General features: G+C 67.6%; 18 protein-coding genes. 7 read left to right on the top strand and 11 right to left on the bottom strand.

The genetic code is table 11. The annotated features are described in order from the left end of the window. Nucleotides 1-162 precede the first annotated feature (162 nt). Nucleotides 163-1,125, top strand: a complete 963-nt coding sequence (locus tag ACWF99_RS26445; RefSeq protein WP_378632920.1) for a DUF5996 family protein — start codon at nucleotides 163-165, stop codon at nucleotides 1,123-1,125. Between the two features lie 22 nt (nucleotides 1,126-1,147). Here ACWF99_RS26445 and ACWF99_RS26440 read toward each other — a convergent pair whose 3' ends face one another. From ACWF99_RS26440 to ACWF99_RS26425, 4 genes are all read right to left on the bottom strand, one after another. Next, complete coding sequence (locus ACWF99_RS26440; protein WP_378632922.1) at nucleotides 1,148-2,161, bottom strand: TIGR03617 family F420-dependent LLM class oxidoreductase; 1,014 nt, start codon at nucleotides 2,159-2,161, stop codon at nucleotides 1,148-1,150. Between the two features lie 143 nt (nucleotides 2,162-2,304). Further along, the gene (locus ACWF99_RS26435; RefSeq protein WP_378632925.1) at nucleotides 2,305-3,081 is read right to left on the bottom strand and encodes a DUF1206 domain-containing protein; all 777 of its coding nucleotides are present in this window, start codon (nucleotides 3,079-3,081) and stop codon (nucleotides 2,305-2,307) included. Nucleotides 3,082-3,397: 316 nt separating this feature from the next. Continuing rightward, nucleotides 3,398-4,612 carry an acyl-CoA dehydrogenase family protein gene (locus ACWF99_RS26430; RefSeq protein ID WP_378632927.1) on the bottom strand — a complete coding sequence of 405 codons (1,215 nt, stop codon included), beginning with the start codon at nucleotides 4,610-4,612 and terminating at the stop codon, nucleotides 3,398-3,400. Between the two features lie 30 nt (nucleotides 4,613-4,642). Further along, nucleotides 4,643-6,040: an acyl-CoA dehydrogenase family protein gene (locus ACWF99_RS26425; RefSeq protein WP_378651822.1), complete on the bottom strand. Its 1,398-nt coding sequence runs from the start codon at nucleotides 6,038-6,040 to the stop codon at nucleotides 4,643-4,645. A gap of 126 nt (nucleotides 6,041-6,166) precedes the next feature. Between ACWF99_RS26425 and ACWF99_RS26420 the strand changes: the two genes are divergently transcribed. Next, nucleotides 6,167-7,579 carry a glycosyltransferase family 39 protein gene (locus ACWF99_RS26420; protein WP_452537667.1) on the top strand — a complete coding sequence of 471 codons (1,413 nt, stop codon included), beginning with the start codon at nucleotides 6,167-6,169 and terminating at the stop codon, nucleotides 7,577-7,579. Between the two features lie 17 nt (nucleotides 7,580-7,596). Here ACWF99_RS26420 and ACWF99_RS26415 read toward each other — a convergent pair whose 3' ends face one another. Next, on the bottom strand, nucleotides 7,597-8,358 hold the full coding sequence (locus tag ACWF99_RS26415) for an alpha/beta fold hydrolase (protein WP_452537666.1): 762 nt from the start codon (nucleotides 8,356-8,358) through the stop codon (nucleotides 7,597-7,599). Between the two features lie 60 nt (nucleotides 8,359-8,418). On the opposite strand from ACWF99_RS26415, the gene ACWF99_RS26410 reads away from it, so the two are divergent. Then, entirely contained in the window at nucleotides 8,419-8,787 is a 369-nt protein-coding gene (locus ACWF99_RS26410) for a MerR family transcriptional regulator (RefSeq protein ID WP_452537665.1), read from the top strand. 70 nt (nucleotides 8,788-8,857) lie between these two features. Here the strand turns inward: ACWF99_RS26410 and ftsX are convergent, their stop codons facing one another. The 6 genes from ftsX to ACWF99_RS26380 all read right to left on the bottom strand — a co-directional run bounded on the left by ftsX (nucleotide 8,858) and on the right by ACWF99_RS26380 (nucleotide 13,652). After that, complete coding sequence (gene ftsX, locus ACWF99_RS26405) at nucleotides 8,858-9,760, bottom strand: permease-like cell division protein FtsX (protein WP_378632940.1); 903 nt, start codon at nucleotides 9,758-9,760, stop codon at nucleotides 8,858-8,860. Then, nucleotides 9,760-10,449: a cell division ATP-binding protein FtsE gene (ftsE, locus tag ACWF99_RS26400; RefSeq protein ID WP_378632943.1), complete on the bottom strand. Its 690-nt coding sequence runs from the start codon at nucleotides 10,447-10,449 to the stop codon at nucleotides 9,760-9,762. The genes ftsX and ftsE overlap by 1 nt, the downstream gene beginning before the upstream one ends. 54 nt (nucleotides 10,450-10,503) lie before the next feature. Next, nucleotides 10,504-10,659: a hypothetical protein gene (locus ACWF99_RS26395; RefSeq protein ID WP_378632946.1), complete on the bottom strand. Its 156-nt coding sequence runs from the start codon at nucleotides 10,657-10,659 to the stop codon at nucleotides 10,504-10,506. Further along, on the bottom strand, nucleotides 10,646-11,503 hold the full coding sequence (locus ACWF99_RS26390; protein WP_378632949.1) for a mechanosensitive ion channel family protein: 858 nt from the start codon (nucleotides 11,501-11,503) through the stop codon (nucleotides 10,646-10,648). The genes ACWF99_RS26395 and ACWF99_RS26390 overlap by 14 nt, the downstream gene beginning before the upstream one ends. Before the next feature lie 128 nt (nucleotides 11,504-11,631). Next, nucleotides 11,632-12,750, bottom strand: coding sequence for a peptide chain release factor 2 (prfB, locus tag ACWF99_RS26385; RefSeq protein ID WP_056812604.1), 1,119 nt, complete (start codon nucleotides 12,748-12,750; stop codon nucleotides 11,632-11,634). Nucleotides 12,751-12,794: 44 nt separating this feature from the next. Further along, entirely contained in the window at nucleotides 12,795-13,652 is an 858-nt protein-coding gene (locus ACWF99_RS26380) for a helix-turn-helix transcriptional regulator (protein WP_378632953.1), read from the bottom strand. A gap of 141 nt (nucleotides 13,653-13,793) precedes the next feature. Here ACWF99_RS26380 and ACWF99_RS26375 point away from each other — a divergent pair, with 141 nt between their 5' ends. The 4 genes from ACWF99_RS26375 to ACWF99_RS26360 all read left to right on the top strand — a co-directional run bounded on the left by ACWF99_RS26375 (nucleotide 13,794) and on the right by ACWF99_RS26360 (nucleotide 17,697). After that, nucleotides 13,794-14,375: an NADPH-dependent FMN reductase gene (locus tag ACWF99_RS26375; RefSeq protein ID WP_378632956.1), complete on the top strand. Its 582-nt coding sequence runs from the start codon at nucleotides 13,794-13,796 to the stop codon at nucleotides 14,373-14,375. A 122-nt stretch (nucleotides 14,376-14,497) separates the two neighbouring features. Next, nucleotides 14,498-15,283: a histidinol-phosphatase gene (gene hisN, locus ACWF99_RS26370; RefSeq protein ID WP_452537664.1), complete on the top strand. Its 786-nt coding sequence runs from the start codon at nucleotides 14,498-14,500 to the stop codon at nucleotides 15,281-15,283. A 95-nt stretch (nucleotides 15,284-15,378) separates the two neighbouring features. Continuing rightward, entirely contained in the window at nucleotides 15,379-17,370 is a 1,992-nt protein-coding gene (recQ, locus tag ACWF99_RS26365; protein ID WP_378632962.1) for a DNA helicase RecQ, read from the top strand. Between the two features lie 93 nt (nucleotides 17,371-17,463). Beyond that, nucleotides 17,464-17,697 carry a hypothetical protein gene (locus ACWF99_RS26360; RefSeq protein WP_378632965.1) on the top strand — a complete coding sequence of 78 codons (234 nt, stop codon included), beginning with the start codon at nucleotides 17,464-17,466 and terminating at the stop codon, nucleotides 17,695-17,697. Nucleotides 17,698-17,858: the final 161 nt, after the last annotated feature.

Genomic DNA, 17,858 nt, shown 5'->3' with positions numbered 1-17,858 from the left:
CAACCCCTCTGGTGGTCGGGTTCGTCCTTGCGGCGCGATCTACCAGCGCCGACGTACGATGAAACGTCGCAGGACACGCCGAACGGTTGACCAATCAGCCAGCGCACCTGGCTGTGAACGGGCGGGGCCCACGGGGTCGCGCACCGAGAGAGCGAGGATCCGATGGCACGTTCGACTCCCGCCAAGGCCGTCTGGCCTGCCCTACGCGTCGACTCCTGGTCCGACACGCGCGACACCCTGCACATGTGGTCGCAGATCATCGGCAAGCTGACCATGGCGGGCACTCCGCTGGTGAACCACTGGTGGAACGTCACGTTCGCGGTCAGCGCGCGCGGGATGACGACCGGCGCGATTTCCGTCGACGGCCGCCTGCTCGACATCGAATTCGACTTCGTCGACCACGAACTCGTCCTGCGCAGCAGCGACGGACGCCGCGCCACGATCGCCCTGCGCCCGCGCACGGTCGCCGACTTCTACGCCGAACTCGGCCATGTGCTCGGCCGGCTGGACATCGTCGTCGATATCGAAGCCTCACCCAACGAGGTCGACCCGGCCATCCCCTTCGCCGAGGACACCACCCACCACTCCTATGACGCCGACGCCGTCCACCTGTTCTGGCAACAGCTCGTCCAGATCGAGCGGGTATTCCAGCTCTGGCGTGCCGGGTTCGCCGGGAAATCCAGTCCGGTGCAATTCTTCTGGGGTTCCTTCGACCTGGCCTGCACCCGCTTCTCCGGCCGCCCCGCGCCCCTGCACCCCGGCGGCGCCCCCAACTGCGCCGACTGGGTGATGGAGGAGGCCTACTCCCGCGAATGCGCGAGCGCGGGCTTCTGGCCCGGTGGCACCGAAGGCACCTTCTACGCCTATTCCTACCCGGCTCCGGATGGATACTCCGCTCGTCCCGCAGGTCCCGACGGCGCCCAGTGGGACACCACCCTCGGCGAATTCGTCCTCCCGTACGACGTGGTCCGCAATTCCCCCGACCCCGACGCCACCCTCCTACACTTCCTCGATACCACCTACGCCTCCGCGGCCGACCTGGCCCACTGGGACCGCCCGCTCCTCGAAGTCGATCCGCACCGCCTCGATCGCCGACTCCACGTCGACGACACGACGGCGCTCTGACCGATCCCCACCCGGCGCGACATCACATCTCCCGCAACAGTTCTGTCAGCAGCGCTGGGTCGACCCGATAGGGCGTGTTGAACCCGAGCCGTCCGACGATTCCGTCGTAGCGCTCGTGCAGTTGCGCCGCCGCGCGGGCGGGGTCGGTGGCTGTGATCGCGACGGCGTCGAGGAAATCGTCGTCGACGAGGTCGGCCATCCGATCCCATTCCCCGTTCTTGGACATCGCTTTCAGGCGGGGTCCGAGTTCGGCTCGATCGTGCAATTGGAGAATCGGCCAGTAGGCCGGTGTCGATCCGTAGAACGCCAGCTGCTTTCGGACGGCCTGCCTGGCCGCGGCGAGCTCGCTGACGGATCTGCCGGTCGCGACCATCGCCGAATGGTGGATCACGATGTCGTCCACGGGTTTCCGTGCGCGCGCCGCACCGTGCGCCAGGGCGGGCAGGGTCACCTCGCGCAGAAATCTCGGCGTGCAGAACGGGTGCGACATGAATCCGTCGGCGACCTCGCCCGCCACCGCGGTCATGCCCGGACCTACCCCGGCGAGATAGATCGGCGGCGGTCCGAACCCGGCCACCTCGTCGGCCGCGGGGCGAAACAGTGGCGGCATCAGGGTGTGCTGATAGAACTCGCCCTGGTAATCGAGCCGCCCGCCCTGCTCCCAGCTCGCCCAGATGGCACGCACCGCCAGCACCATGTCGCGCATCCGGTCGGCTGGTCGGCTCCACGGCATCGAGTAGCGCCGGGTGATGTGCGCGCGGATCTGGCTCCCGAGACCGAGGACGAACCGACCACGGGAAAAGGCCTGGAGATCCCAGGCGATGGTGGCGAGCAACAGCGGATTGCGGGCGAACGCCACCGCGATCGAGGTACCGAGCTCGACCCGCTCGGTGTGTTCGGCGGCGAGCAACAGCGGCAGAAACGGGTCGTGCGCGCCTTCGAACGTCCAGATGCCCGCGTACCCCGCGGCCTCCGCGGCGGCGGCATCCTTGCCCATCGTGGCGAGCCCGCCGGTCAGCGTTGTGTCGATCTTCAAAACGCGCGTCCCATCACTGTCGTGTGCCGTCCAGCGGTGTTCGTGCCGGCGCGGACAAGTCGACCATCAACGTATCGCCGCGCAACCGTCGATCCGGGCTGATCCGGCAAACGCCGACGACACCGGCACGACCGGCCCGCGGATCAGACCGGGACACCGCCGTAGGTCCTGCGGTGCTTGGCCTCGAGAAAGGACAGCGCACCGAAGGCGATGAGGCCGAGCGCGATCAGCATGAGTAGCCAGGGGCCGAAGGGGTTTCCGGCGAAATCGTGCAGGACCGCGTCGACACCCTTGGCGGCCGCGGCGTCGTAGTTCACCGCCGCCACCATGGCGGCGAAACCGATCCCGATCACGACGGCGCCCCGGGCGAGATAGCCGACGCGACCCAGCCAGATCGCGGCCTGCCGCATACCGTGCGTCATCCAGCCCATCCGGAGGTCATCGGCGAAGTCCAGGCGCAGACCGCGCACCGTCTGCCAGATACCGAAGGCCAGGACGGCGATACCGATCAGCAGCACGACCACCTGCCCGCCCTCCCAGCTCAGGACGCGACCGGTCAGATCGCGGGCGACCGCATCGCTCGGCGTCGGCGCCCGGCCGTGCATCACGAACCGCAGGGTGCTCCAGAAGGCCAGGGCGTAAACGATTCCGGAGATCACGGCGTAGGCGCGGTGTCCGCCGGAATAGGTCCGCCGCGCACCGGCCACCTGCACCACGCGCCACACGACGAGCGCGGCGAAACCGAACACGAGGATCCACAGCAACAGATAGCCCAGCGGTTTCGCGGCGATCGCGGCCAGTGCTCCGCCGCCGTCGGGCTCGTGCTCGGCCGATCCGATCGCCAGCAGGAAAGCGAGAATGCCGAGCACGATGTAGGCGACGCCACGCGCCACGAAACCGAAACGGGCGGCAGCCTCCACTCCGCCGGAACCGGCTGACCTGCGCGGCGCCCGGTCATAGGTGCGGCGCCCCCAGCCCCGGTTTCGGTTGGAGCGCCACGTCCTTCGCCGATCGGTCCCGACCCGATCACGTCGCCGATATCTGTTCGCATTGCGAAATATGCTCATGGTGTTCCCTATCTCTTCAGCTGCGGGAATGCCCGCACCGTGGGGTTCAAACACCATGAATGGATTTTCGACGTAGCGAGATCTCCTGCCGGGCAACCGAATGCGTCGAAAACAAGAAATCCGGCGCGAGTCGGCAATCGACTCGCACCGGATTTCGTTGTCTATGTGGTCACTTCAGTTCGGAGCTGGTCTTTCCGAGCACGCGGCGAGCCACGATCAGCTGCTGGATCTGCTGGGTGCCTTCGAAGATGTCGAGGATCTTCGAGTCGCGGGCCCACTTCTCGAGCAGGGTGCGCTGGGAGTAGCCGATGGTGCCGGCCAGCTCCACTGCCTTGAGGGTGACGTCGGTGCCGGTGCGACCCGCCTTGGCCTTGGACATCGAGGCCTCGAGGGAGTTCGGCTTCTTGTTGTCGGCCATCCAGGCGGCGCGCAGGGAGAGCAGGTAGGCCGATTCGTAGTCGGCTTCCATGCGCAGGAACTCGGCGGCCGCCGCGGACTGGTTCATCGCGGGGGTGTCGTAGGAGATCTCGACCCCGGCCTCGGTGAGGACGGTACGCAGTTCCTCGAGCGCGGCGCGGGTGACGCCGACGGCCATCGCCGCCACGAGGGGACGGGTGTTGTCGAAGGTCTGCATGACCCCGGCAAAGCCCTTCTCCACGTTGACTTCCGGCGAACCGAGGATGTTGTCGGCGGGGATGCGGCAGTCCTGCAGCAGCAGCACCGCGGTGTCGGAGGCCTTGATGCCGAGCTTGTGCTCGAGCCGCGCCACCGACAGGCCCGGAGCGTCGCGCGGGACGACGAAGGACTTGATCGCGGCGCGACCGAGGCTCTTGTCGACCGAAGCCCACACCACGATGTGGGTGGCGCGCTCACCGCAGGTGACGAAGATCTTCTCGCCGTTGAGGACCCACTCGTCACCGTCGAGGGTGGCGGTGGTGGTGACGGCGGCGGAGTCGGAACCGAAGGACGGCTCGGTGATCGCCATCGCGGCCCACACCTTGCCGAAACGCGAGAGCTGCTCGTCGGTCGCGACCGCGGCGATCGCGGCGTTGCCCAGTCCCTGGTAGGGGATGGTGAGCATCAGGCCGACATCGCCCCACGAGGTCTCGAGGGCGTTGAGCAGCGCGGACATGTTGCCGCCGTTGGCATTCGCGGTCAGGTCCGCGGCGGTCTCGTCGTTACGGCCGCCCGCGGCGCCACCGATCTTCTGGGTGCCGGAATCGGCGAGCCCTTCGATCATGGCGGCCATCGTGTCGAGCTCGACCGGGTACTCGTGCTCGGCGAGGTCGTACTTGCGGGAAATGGGACGGAAGATCTGCGAGGCGACCTGGTGGGCCTGGTTGGCGCTCGCCTTCAGCTTCTTGGGGAGTTCGAGATTGATCATGAGGGGGCTCCTGGAAGGTGAGAAACGGGCCTAGACCAGCACGATGCCTTCGGCGACACCGACGGAACGAAGGTCGCGGTACCACCGCTCGACCGGGTGTTCCTTGGTGAAGCCGTGGCCGCCGAGCAGCTGCACGCCGTCCAGGCCGATCTGCATGCCCTTGTCGGTGGCCAGCTTGCGCGCCAGCGCCGCCTCACGGGCGAACGACAGACCCTGCTCGGCGCGCGAAGCACCACGCAGGGTGACCAGGCGCAGGCCGTCGAGCTCGATCGCCATGTTGGCGACCATGAAGGCCACCGCCTGGCGGTGCGAGATCGGCTCGCCGAACGCCTCACGCTCGTTCACGTACGGGATCACGTAGTCGAGCACGGCCTGGCCGGTGCCGATGGCCAGCGAGGCCCAACCCAGCCGGGCGAGCTGCACCGCGTCGCCGTACTCGGCGGCACGGGTCTTGGCGTCACTGTCGCCGAGGACGGCGTCGGCGCCGACGGCCACGTTGTCCAGGATCAGCCGGCCCAGGCCCGCGGCGCGCAGACCCATGCTCGGGTCGGCTTCCACCGACAGCCCGGCGGTGTCGGACTCGACGATGAACAGCGCGGGGCGCCCGTCGAGCTCGGCGGCCACGATGAACAGCTCGGCGTCGGCCGCGGCCGGGACCAGGCTCTTCACGCCGTTGAGCTTGTAGCCGCTGGGGGAGCGCACGGCCTTGGTCTGCAGCGCGAACGGGTCGAACAGGGCGCGCGGCTCGTTGATCACCACGGACGCCTGCGGCACACTCTCGCCGGTGAAGGCGGGTAGGTAGGTCTGCTGCTGGGCGTCGGTGCCCCACTGCGACAGGGCGACAGTGACACCGCTCGGCGCCAGAATCGGCAGCGCCAGGCCCATGTCACCGTGCGCCAGCGCCTCGGCGACCAGGGAGTTGGTGACGGCGCCGCGCTCGGAAGCCGCGCCTTCCAGCTCCTCGGGCACGTTGATCAGGGTGATGCCGAGTTCGGCGGCGCGCTCGAGCAGGTCGCGCGGGGCCTTGGCGGCATTGTCGGCGTCGTAGGCCGCGGGACGCAGGATCTCGCCCGCGAAATCACGCACCGTCTCGACGATCATCTGCTGCTCGTCGGACGGGGTGAGATCGAAGTAGTCCTTGGTCTTGGACTCGTTGTCGACCAGACGCTTGGGCTCACCGCCACCCGCGACCTTGGCGAACGTACGAGTGGCCGCGCCCAGGGTACGGAACCCGGTCTTGGTGCCCTCGTAGGTGACGCGCTCGATCGGCTTGCGCAGGTTGTACTTGCCCGCGAGCTCCGACCCGGTAATGGTCGTCAAAGCGCGCATCGCGGCGCCCATCCAGTCCCGTTTGGGCTGGCTGAGGCCGACCGCGGACGTGTCGTTCGGACGTCGCTTCGTCGCGCTGTCTCGAGTGCTCATCATCACCTGATTTCCTCGGCTGTCGGGGTGCCTTCGACCCCACCATCTTACTCTTCGGTAAGTCTATCTTACTCCAGAGTAAGAAGTGTGCTGACCCGTCGTCGAATCGCCGGTTTCTGTCACGCTGGTCGGGTGCCCGTCATCGCGCCGGTTTTCGCGCTCGTCCTGCTGGTGACCTCGGGGCGCTACGGCTACCACCGCGACGAGCTGTACTTCCTGGCCGCGGGTCGGCGGCTGGACTGGTCTTACCCCGATCAGCCGCCGTTGTCGCCGTTTCTGGCCAGATTCATGGCTGCGGTCGATCCCGATTCGTTATGTGTCATGAGATTGCCCGCCATCGCCGCGGCGACGTTCGTCGTGGTGTGTGCCGGGCTGATGGCGGGGGAGTTGGGTGGTGGGCGTGGCGCGCGAGCGCTGGCGGCCGGTGCGGTCGCGAGTTCCGCGCTGATGATGGGCGTGGGGCATCTGCTGGGGACGACGGTGTTCGATCTGGCGGCCTGGTCGCTGATCTGTCTGCTCGTGCTGAAGCTCGGGCGGGATCCGCGATGGTGGCTGGTGCTCGGATCGGTCGTCGGGATCGGGCTCCAGAACAAGGTACTGCTGATCGTGCCGGTCGGTGTGCTGGCCGCGACACTGGCCGCGACCGGACAGCGAAAGTTGTTCGCGACCAGGTACTTCGGGTTCGCTGTCGGCATCGCGCTGGTGTTGTGGGCGCCGTATATGTGGTGGCAGGCCGGCAACGGGTGGCCGCAGTGGGAGCTGAGCAGAGCCATCGCCGGTGGATCGTCGGGTACCTCGGATACGCCGATCATGTTCGTGCTCTTGCAGTTCGGGCTGTTCGGGCCGCTGCTGGTTCCGCTGTGGGGGTACGGATTGTGGCGGTTGTGGAATTCGCGGTGGCGGGCGTTTGCGCTGACCTACGCGGTGCTGTTCGTGGTATTTCTCGTGACCGGCGGCAAGGCCTACTACCTCGGCGGGATGTACCCGGTGCTGCTCGCGGCGGGTGCCGTAGGTCTGTGCCGGTGGCTGGGTGAGGACCGAAAACGCTGGGCGGCAGTCACTTCGGTGCTCACGGTCAACGCGGTGATGTCGGCGGTGTTGTTCCTGCCGGTGCTGCCGGTCGCGTGGTTACGCGACTCTGCGGTCCTCGCGATCAACTACGACGCGGGCGAGACCATCGCCTGGCCCCGCTACGTCGAACAGATCGCCGCTGCCCGCCCACCCGGTGTCCCCATCCTCACCGCCAACTACGGCGAAGCGGGTGCGATCGAACACTACGGACCTGAATATGACCTGACCACACCGTATTCCGGCCACAACGCCTACTGGTGGTGGGGACCTCCGCCCGACACCGCGACAGAGGTCCTCACCGTCGGCATCGACCATCGACGACTCACCGAGCTGTGTTCGATCGTCGAACCCGCGGGTGTGCTCGACAACGGTCTCGGCATCGACAACGACGAACAGGGTGAGCCGATGTTCGTCTGCCGGAACCCGATCCGGCCGTGGTCGCAGCTGTGGCCGCAACTGCGCACGCTCGGGTGATCGGTGGTTCGCCGGTCCTAGAGCCCGTGCCGATCGAGGAAATCGGTGAGCAGCTTCTGCCACTCGTCGGGACGCTCGACCATGACCACATGGCCTGCTTCGATTTCCGCGTATTCGGCGCCGGGTATCCCCGCGGCGAGTGCCCGCGAGTTCTCCGGATCGACGAGCAGATCGGCGGTGGTGGCGACGACGAGAGTCGGGACCGAGACAGTGGCGAGATCGGCGGTGGTGTCGACGGTTTCGATCAGGGCCGCCTGTTGGCGGGTACCGCCGGGGATCGAGCCGGCCGTCTGCCGGACCATCTCGTCGACTGTCGGTGCCGGAAGGCTGTTGACGAAATCCGTGGAGAAACCGGTGAGCAGAACCAAGCGGGCGAAGGATTCGTGCGCGCCCCGGTCGAGGAGGTCCTGCCAGGCCTGCACGGCCAACCGGGCTCGATTGTCGGGTGCGGCCAACCCGGCGGTGAGCAGCAGGCCCGTGACGCGGTCGGGATGACGTGCGGCAGCGCGCACGGCCACCGCGGTGCCGAGGGAGAAACCGACGATGGTGAAGGTCGGGACACCGGCGTCGGTGGCGGCCGCTACCAGGGCATCGGCGAGGTCATCGAGCGTCAGCGCGGTGTCGTCGCCGGGGTAGTCGGGGGCGACCACGGTGTGCCCGGCCGCGAGCGCGGGGATCACGGTGCCGAAGTTGCTCTCGATCGAGCCACCCCCGCCGTGCGCGAGGAGAATGCCGGGGCCGGCGCCGTGAATGCTGGTCTGGAGCGGAATGGTTGTCATACGGGCGACGTTAGGGATTCACATGGGTGTGAAGGTCAAGCCGAAGGTGCCGGTGGTCACATGCTGATCGGCGAATTGGCGCGACGCACCGGGGTCGCCACCCGGCTGCTGCGCTACTACGAGGAACAGGGTCTGCTGCATCCGCACCGCGACAGCAACGGTTACCGCAGTTATCCGGCATCGGCGGTAGCGGCGGTCGCCCGGATCAGGGAACTGCTGGCCGCGGGACTGAACACCGATGACATCGCCCTGCTCATGCCGTGCGCCGAAAACGCGGGACCGGTCCAAGCCTGCGAGATGTCGGTGCGGATCATGGCCGACAGAACCGCTGAACTGGACCGACGCATCGCCGACCTCGACCGCCAGCGATCCCGACTCGCCGCTCAACTCGGCGCCAGCCTCGCCCACGCCGTGACGGGCTTGACGTAACCAGCACGCTTGGTGTCGTCTGCCGTCGACGCGGCGGGACCGATGGAGCTGGGCCCGCCGCGTACAAACCTTATTCGCGCACGTAGTAGCGCAGGGTCAGGTAGGCGGTGACGGCGGCGAAGACGATGCCGACGGGCGCGATCGTCAGGGCGACCACGGCGATGTCGTCGCCGGTGATGCGCGGGAAGACATTGCTGTCGAACAGCGGGCCCAGCGCCCGGTCGATCACCAGCGGCCGGGCGATCACCAGGCCGAGGATCGCGAGTACCGAACCGACGAAGGCGGCCGCGACCGCTTCGAGCAGGAACGGTAGCTGCGTATACCAGCGGGTCGCGCCCACCAGGCGCATGATGCCGACTTCCGTGCGTCGCGTGAAGGCGGCGATCTGCACCATGTTCAGCACCAGCAGCATCGCGGCCAGCGCCATCACCAGCGCCAAACCGAACGCGGCATTGCGCAGCCCGTCGAACAGGCTGGTCAGCCGGTCGACGAACTCCTTGTCGTTGGCCACGATCCGCACACCCGGCCGCGTCGCGAAACTGTCGTAGATGTGCTGATACTGATCGGCGTCGGTCATCTTCACCCGCAACGAGGCAGGCAGTGGCGAGTCGGAGATGTACTGCACCATCTCCGGCTGATCCGCGAACAGCTTCTTCGCCTCTTCCAGCGCGTCGGCGCGGTTGAGGAACTGCACGCTCTCCACACCCGAGGTCTGCTTGAGGTCGGCGAGCAGCGACTTGCACGGGTCGGCGGCGCAGTCGGGATCGGTGTCGGAGACCGCGTCGTCGAGATAGAAGCGCACTTCGAGGCGGCCGATGAAGAAGTTCTCGGTCTTGTCGGCCATCCGCACCGACAGCATGCCGCCGCCGAGCATCATCAGCGACACGGCCGTGGTCAGGATCATCGCGATGGTCATCGTGAGATTGCGGCGCAGGCCGTCGACGACCTCGGTGAACAGGAAACTCAGTCGCATTATCGACCCACCCCGTAGACGCCGGTCGCTTCGTCGCGCACGAGTCTGCCGTGGTCGAGTTCCACCACCCGCCTTCGCATGGCGTCGACGATGTGATTGTCGTGGGTGGCCATCAGCACCGTGGTGCCGACGCGATTGATCCGTTCCAGCAGCGCCATGATGTCGGCGCTGGTATCCGGGTCGAGGTTGCCGGTCGGCTCGTCGGCGAGCAGGACCAGCGGCCGGTTGACGAACGCGCGCGCGATCGCGACCCGCTGCTGCTCACCACCGGACAGCTCCGACGGCAACCGCTGTCCCTTACCGCCGAGCCCGACCATGTCGAGCACCTCGGGCACCGTCCGGTCGATGAATTGCCGCCGCTTGCCGATCACCTCCAGCGCGAACGCGACGTTCTGTTCCACGGTCTTCTGCTGCAACAGCCGGAAGTCCTGGAACACGCAGCCGATCCGCTGCCGCAACTTGGGCACCTTCCGGCCGGGCAAGCGGTCGACGCGGAAATCCGCGACCCGGATCTCGCCCGATGTCGGCGCCTCTTCCTTGAGCAGGAGTCGCATGAAGGTCGACTTGCCCGAACCGGACGGGCCGATGATGAAGACGAACTCGCCTTTTTCCACATCGACGGAAACGTTGTCCAGCGCCGGTCGCGTCGAGGTCTCGTACGACTTGGTCACGTTGCGCATGGTGATCACGGGGAGCCAGTGTAACCAGCGAACGAGCCGTCTCAGCGGGACGCGGCGCGTCGATCAGGGTTGGGGGTCGGCATTCACCCAGGTCGGTACGGCATTGAGGAACGTCGTCGGGCCCTCGGCGGCGGTATCGGTGGGTTTGACGAACAGGTACACGACAAACGTCGACAGCCACGCCGCCATCAGGATCGCTGTGGACTTACGTGGTTTCACTGATTCCCTCCTTACGCAGGGCCGCGGCGACGCGTACGCGCAGTTCGCGACCCACTTCGAATTGTTTGCCTGGCAATGTGCGGGCAACCATCCGGATGTTCATCACGTCGAGCGAGAGATCTTCGACACCCATCACCGACGGCTCGTCGAGCAACAGCGGTTTGAGGCGGCGGTCCTCGTAGGCCTTGGTGCACACCGCGTGCAGGATCTCGTTGATCTTGGTGATATCGGCCTGCGCCGACACCGGGACGTCGATCGCGGCCCGCGCCCAATCCTTGGACAGATTGGTGACTTTCACGATCTGCCCGTTGGGGACGATGATCACTTCGCCGTCGGAGTTACGCAGCGTGGTGATGCGCAGCGTCACGTCCTCGACGGTGCCCTCGGCGGGGTCGGCGGAGCCGGTGACCGAGATCTGCACCACGTCACCGAAGCCGTATTGGCGCTCGGTGATCAGGAAGAACCCGGCCAGAATGTCCTGGACGATGCGCTGCGCGCCGAAACCGAGCGCGGCACCGAGCACCGCCGCCGGCGCGACCAGACCCGTCACCGCGAAGCCCAGCCTGCGCAACACCTCCATGCCGACCAGCACGTACACGATGGTCAGCACCACCCACGTGACCACCTGTGCCAGCGCGTGACGGTGCTTGGCCGCTTCGGTGCGGACCAGGGCGTCACTGGTCTGGAAACCCGAGTCGATCTTGGTGGTCACCCGATCGCGCAGGAACGCGGCGAACCGGCCGAACAGCATCGCGCCGACGATCAGCAGGACGATTTCCAGCCCACTGGAACGCATCCAGTCGCTGATCTCGGGTCCGCTGCTGGCCGCGAGGACGTCGGTCATCGCGTCTCCTTCATGGACCTGCACAGGCACAGTTTCGGTTCGGTCGAACGCACACCAGAAAGGTTACAGGTCGGTCACGGCGTGCGGTCAAACGTGCTGAAGCGCACGGTTTGTGAGCGAACAGCTGGCTACGCGTCGTCCTGATCGCGCATGCGCCAACGGATTCCGGACTCGATGAAGCCGTCGATGTCGCCGTCGAGGACCGCGGTCGGATTGTTGACTTCGTGGTTGGTGCGCAGGTCCTTGACCATCTGGTACGGGTGCAGCACGTAGGAACGCATCTGGTTGCCCCACGACGCGCCCTCGTTGGTCTTGAGCGCGTCCATCGTGGCGCGCTCCTCCTGGCGCTTGCGCTCGAGCAGCTTGGCCTGCAGCACGCGCATGGCCGAGATCTTGTTCTGCAGCTGCGACTTCTCGTTCTGGCAGGTCACGACGATGCCGGTGGGAATGTGGGTCAGGCGCACCGCGGAGTCGGTGGTGTTGACCGACTGGCCGCCGGGGCCCGACGAGCGGTACACGTCGACCCGGATCTCGCCCTCGGGGATCTCGATGTGATCGGTCGTCTCCACCACGGGCAGGACCTCGACCTCGGCGAAGGAGGTCTGGCGACGGCCCTGGTTGTCGAACGGGCTGATCCGGACCAGGCGGTGCGTGCCCATCTCCACCGACAGCGTGCCGTAGGCGTAGGGCGCCTTGACCGCGAAGGTGGCGCTCTTGAGGCCCGCCTCCTCGGCGTAGGAGGTGTCGTAGACCTCGACGGGGAACTTGTGCCGCTCGGCCCATCGGATGTACATGCGCATCAGCATCATCGCCCAGTCGGCGGCGTCGACGCCGCCGGCGCCGGAACGGATGTTGACCAGCGCGTCACGCTTGTCGTACTCGCCCGAGAGCAGGGTGCGCACTTCCATCGCCTCGACGTCCACGCGCAGTGCGGCGCGCTCGGCATCGGCGTCGGCGGTGGCTTCGGCGGCGGCCGCGTCCTCTTCGGCCTCGGCCAGTTCGTAGAGCACCGGCAGGTCCTCGAGCCGCTGGCGCAGATCCTCGACACGGCGCAATTCGCTCTGCGCGTGCGAGAGCTCACTGGTCACCTGCTGGGCGTGCTCCTGGTTGTTCCACAACTCGGGATCGGCGGCCTGGTGCTCGAGTTCATCGATGCGGCGGCGTAGTTCCTCGACATCGAGGACCGACTCGACCGTCTTGAGCGTGGTGTCGAGTTCTGCGAGGTCGGCGATAACGTCAGGATGCACGATGTCCTAGGCTACCGGTCCCGTCCGACACAGTGCCTATTCGGTCAGCTTGCGATGGACCGCAGGCCCCCTGGGCGGCGTCCGACCAGCTGGTCGAGGGCGTTCGCGCTGGCCTCGTCGGCCGGGAGCAGGACGTAGAGCGACTGGTCGTCGTCGATGGACAGGTCCAGCGATTCGTAGGCCAGCCGCAGCGTGCCCGCCTCGGGGTGATCGATGCGGTTGATCCCGCCCGACGGCGGCAGTCCGGGCAGCGTCGCGAGGCGATCGGTGAAGGCGCTGCCCGCCGTCACGGTGAGCTCGTCGACCAGTGCGGCGACCATCGGATCGGCGCGGAACGGGCCCTGCTTGAGCGAAGCGACCAGCTTGTCGGCAGCCGATCCCCACTCCGGGTACAGCGCGCGGGCGCCCGGGTGGGTGAACACGAATCGGGCGACGTTGGCGGGCTCGCCCTGCTCGAACAGCCCCGCGGGCGCCATCAGCTTCCGGTAGCCCTCGGTGCAGGCCAGGATCTCGGTGAAGCGATTGGTGATCGCGGCGGGCGCCGGTTCCAGCTGGGCGAGGATCGCCAGGATCGTCGGACGCACCGTGCGGTTGGGACCGTTCTCGGCAGCGCCACAACTGAAACCGGACACGCCTTTGCTGAGTTGATGCAGGTGAACGCGTTCGCGAGGACTCAGCCGCAACGTCTCGGCCAGCGCGGACAACACCTGAGCGGAGGGATGGCTGTCGCGGCCCTGCTCGAGCCGGATCAGATATTCCACACTGACACCCGCCAGCATCGCGACCTCGGCGCGACGCAGACCCGGCGTGCGCCTGCGTTGTCCGGCGGGCAGCCCGACCTCGGCGGGGGAGACCGCCTCGCGGCGGGTCCGCAGGAACAGCCCGAGTTCGTTGTCGCTCACCTCTTCGACGGTACCCAGCGCGGCGCCACGCAGAGTGGCCGTGCCACTACCACTCTCAGCGTGGTCTCCCTGCGACGCTCGCGGTCCGCGAGATTTGGTCGTACCGGCTGATCGAGCCGGTACGACGAACAGGAGAACATCGTGTCCACGCTGAAGCTCGCGATCATCATCGGCAGTGTCCGTGACGGACGATTCGGCCCCGTCGTCGCGAACTGGTTCGCCCAGCAGGTCGACGACCGCTTCGAGGTCGACATCATCGACCTCGCCGACACCGCCCTGCCCGCCCTGCCCGCCGTGCCGCCCGCCCTCGACCCCGACCCGGTCCGCCCCGCCGGCATGCGCGACCTCACCGACCGCCTGGCCGCGGCCGACGCCTACGTCATCGTCACCCCCGACTACAACCGCAGCTACCCCGCCGCCCTCAAAGCCGCCATCGACTGGCACTTCACCCAGTGGGACGCCAAGGCGATCGGCTTCGTCGGCTACAGCGGCGGCTCCGGCGGACTCCTGGCCATCGAACACCTGCGCCAGGTGTTCAACGAACTCAACGCTCACACCGTGCGCCACTACGTCTCGTTCCCGCGCTACTACATGCTCTTCGACGAGACCGGCCAACTGCACGACCCGCAGGAACCCGAAGCCGCCGCCACGGCCCTGCTCGACCAGCTGCACTGGTGGACAAGTGCTCTGGTCGCAGCGAAAACAGCCCAGGTCGTGGCCTGACCGGGCGGCTTTCGCACGTTCTCACACACCCGGCCGGAGCCGCTGAGCTGGGGCGGGCAACGGCCGTGATGTTCACCGCGCCGGGAACTCGAGCGCGCCGGCTCGGCGAATACACTCCCACCGTGGCTGCCTACTCCGCTGACCTGGACCTTGCCCTGCGACTGGCCGACCAGGCCGACGCCATCTCCCTCGAGCGCTTCGGCGCCGTCGACCTCGAAGTCGACTCGAAACCGGACCTCACCCCGGTCTCGGACGCCGATCTCGCGGTAGAACAGCTGATCCGCCGCGTACTCGCCGACGAACGCCCCGCCGACGCCGTGCTCGGTGAGGAGTTCGGCGGTGACGCCGAGTTCAGCGGCAGGCAATGGGTGGTCGACCCGATCGACGGCACCAAGAACTTCGTTCGCGGCGTACCGGTGTGGGCCAGCCTGATCTCCCTGCTGGAGGACGGTGTCCCGGTGGTCGGCGTGGTGAGCGCGCCCGCACTGGGCAGGCGCTGGTGGGCCGCCGCCGGTTCGGGTGCATGGGTACAGGTCCACCCCGGAGCGCCCAAGCCGATCTCGGTATCCGCGGTCGCCGACCTCGACGCCGCGAGCCTGGCCTTCTCCAGTCTGTCCGGCTGGCACGAGCGCGGTCTGCGCGAGAAGTTCATCGACCTCACCGATGCCGTCTGGCGAGTCCGCGGTTACGGCGATTTCTTCAACTATTGCCTGGTCGCGGAGGGTGCGGTCGATATCGCGGCCGAGCCGGAGGTCTCCCTGTGGGACCTGGCCGCCCTCGACATCCTGGTCCGTGAGGCGGGGGGCGCGTTCACCTCCCTGGACGGGCGCTCCGGCCCGCACGGCGGCGACGCGATGGCCTCCAACGGCCTGCTCCAAGACGAGATCCTCGGCCGTTTGCGCGGGTGAATCGAAGTTATCCACAGGTGCGCAACTTCGGCATCCGCCGCCGTCGGCTCCGGTCGACGGGCTGCGCGACCGGCGCTCGCTCGTAGGATGGCCCGGTGAGCAATTCCGGCGCCACAGCCCCCGATGTCGACGACTTCCCGCCCGAGGACTTCCCACCCGACGACGCGTACCCGTCCGACGGCGGGTACGTCTCCGAGCACGATTTCGCCGATACCGGCGGCTTCCACTTCGACGATCTCGCCCCGGCCACCCCGGGCCGGGTCGCGGCTCCCGATCGCGCTGAGACAGCCGACGAGGTACTACGCCGCGTCTTCGGCTACGACAGTTTCCGCGGCGACCAGGCGGCCATCGTCGAACAGGTCGTCGGCGGTGGCGACGCGCTGGTACTGATGCCGACCGGTGGCGGCAAATCCCTCTGCTACCAGGTCCCCTCGCTGGTCCGCGAGGGCGTCGGCGTCGTCGTCTCACCGCTGATCGCCCTCATGCAGGACCAGGTCGACGCGCTGAGCGCCCTCGGCGTGCGGGCCGGATTCCTCAACTCCACCCAGTCGCCGGATCAGCGGCGGACCGTGGAGGCGCAGTTCGTCTCGGGCGATCTGGACCTGCTGTACCTGGCGCCGGAACGCCTACGACTGGAAGCCACGCTGCGGCTGCTCGACCGCGGCAAGATCGCCCTGTTCGCGATCGACGAGGCGCACTGCGTGTCGCAGTGGGGCCACGACTTCCGGCCCGACTACCTCGCGCTGTCGCTGGTGCACGAACGCTGGCCCGATGTCCCGCGCATCGCGCTCACCGCGACCGCCACCGAGAAGACCGCCGCCGAGATCGTCGAACGGCTGGATCTGGGCGCCGCGAAACAGTTCATCTCCAGCTTCGACCGGCCCAACATCCAGTACCGGATCGAATCGAAGAACCGCGCCGACCGTCAGCTGCTCGACTTCATCCGCGCCGAGCATCCCGGCGACGCGGGCATCGTCTACTGCCTCTCGCGCAATTCGGTGGAGAAGACCGCGGCCATGCTCAACGAGAACGGCATCCGCGCGGTGCCCTATCACGCGGGCCTGGATTTCCGCACCCGTGCCGAGAACCAGTCCAGATTCCTGCGCGAGGACGGCCTGATCGTCGTCGCCACCATCGCCTTCGGCATGGGCATCGACAAACCCGACGTGCGCTTCGTGGCCCACCTCGACCTGCCGAAATCGGTCGAGGGGTACTACCAGGAGACCGGCCGCGCGGGACGCGACGGCCTGCCGTCGACAGCCTGGATGGTCTACGGCCTCAATGATGTTGTGCAGCAACGCAAGATGATCGACTCCAGCGAGGGCGACGCGGCACATCGCAGACAGCTGCAACTGCACCTCGATGCCATGCTCGCCCTGTGCGAGACCGTCGGCTGCCGTCGCGCGCGGCTGCTCAACTATTTCGGTCAGACCGGTGGCGCCTGCGGCAACTGCGATGTGTGCCTGAATCCGCCCGAGACCTGGGACGGCACGGTGCCCGCGCAGAAGCTGCTGTCCACGGTGCTGCGGCTCAAACGCGAACGCGGACAATCGTTCGGCGCGGGCCACCTCGTCGACATCCTGCTCGGCAAGACCAACCAGAAGATCACCCAGCATCGGCACAACGAGCTGTCGGTGTTCGGCATCGGCACCGATCTGCGCGATACCGAATGGCGCGGGGTGGTGCGGCAGCTGCTCGCGGGCGGCCTGCTGGCGGTACAGGGCGAATACGGTGTCCTCGCACTGACCGACGAGAGCAACGAGGTGCTGTTCGAGGGCAGGAAGGTGCCGATGCGGCGCGAGCCCGAACGCGCCGCCCGCCCCGCGCGCAGCGCGAAATCGGCCAAGGCGACAGCCGACCTGCCCGCCGCGGACGTCGGAGTGTTCGAGCGCCTGCGGGCCTGGCGTGCCGCGACGGCGAAGGAACAGGGCGTGCCCGCCTACGTGGTGTTCCACGACGCCACCCTGCGCGAGATCGCCGCGCGCAAACCCGCCGACCTCGCCGCGCTCGGCACCGTCGCCGGCGTCGGTGAGAACAAGTTGGCTCGCTACGGCGAGGGGGTGCTGACCACACTGGCCGGGGAGTAGCAGTGCACCTGCGTCTCCCCGCCCAGCAGGGGGTACACGCGCGGCGGCGAGGAACCCGCACCGAATCGGACGACGCCGAGTTACTGTCGAGTCATGGCGAACGGTGAAGGCTCGGACGACGATACGTCGGGCAGCAGCCCGAGTGCGGGAGCCGATACTCCGACACCCCCGATGCCGCACCGCCACATCGACCCGGTCGTCGCACCCACCCTCCTCGGCGCCCACCACGGCGCGATCCACCGCGGCAGGCCACGCTGGTCGACCCTCGCGCTGATCGCCATCTTCACCGCCGCCTTGGTCCTCTACCTCGTACTGAGCCCCGGCTGACGTTCCGCCGCCGCCGCCCGATCGGCCGAGTTCGACAACGTCCCAGACACCGCTGCCGGATCCAGTGCTGTGTCACTGACGGCAGTGTTCCAGCGATCGCCCTCGCTGCCCGCCGATCGATCGCGTGCTCGCCAAGTCCTCGTATGCCCCGGCGTCCGATT

Source organism: Nocardia sp. NPDC055002, assembly GCF_053608825.1.
Note: the sequence above shows the minus strand (reverse complement) of the source record. Positions and strands in the feature narration are given on the sequence as shown.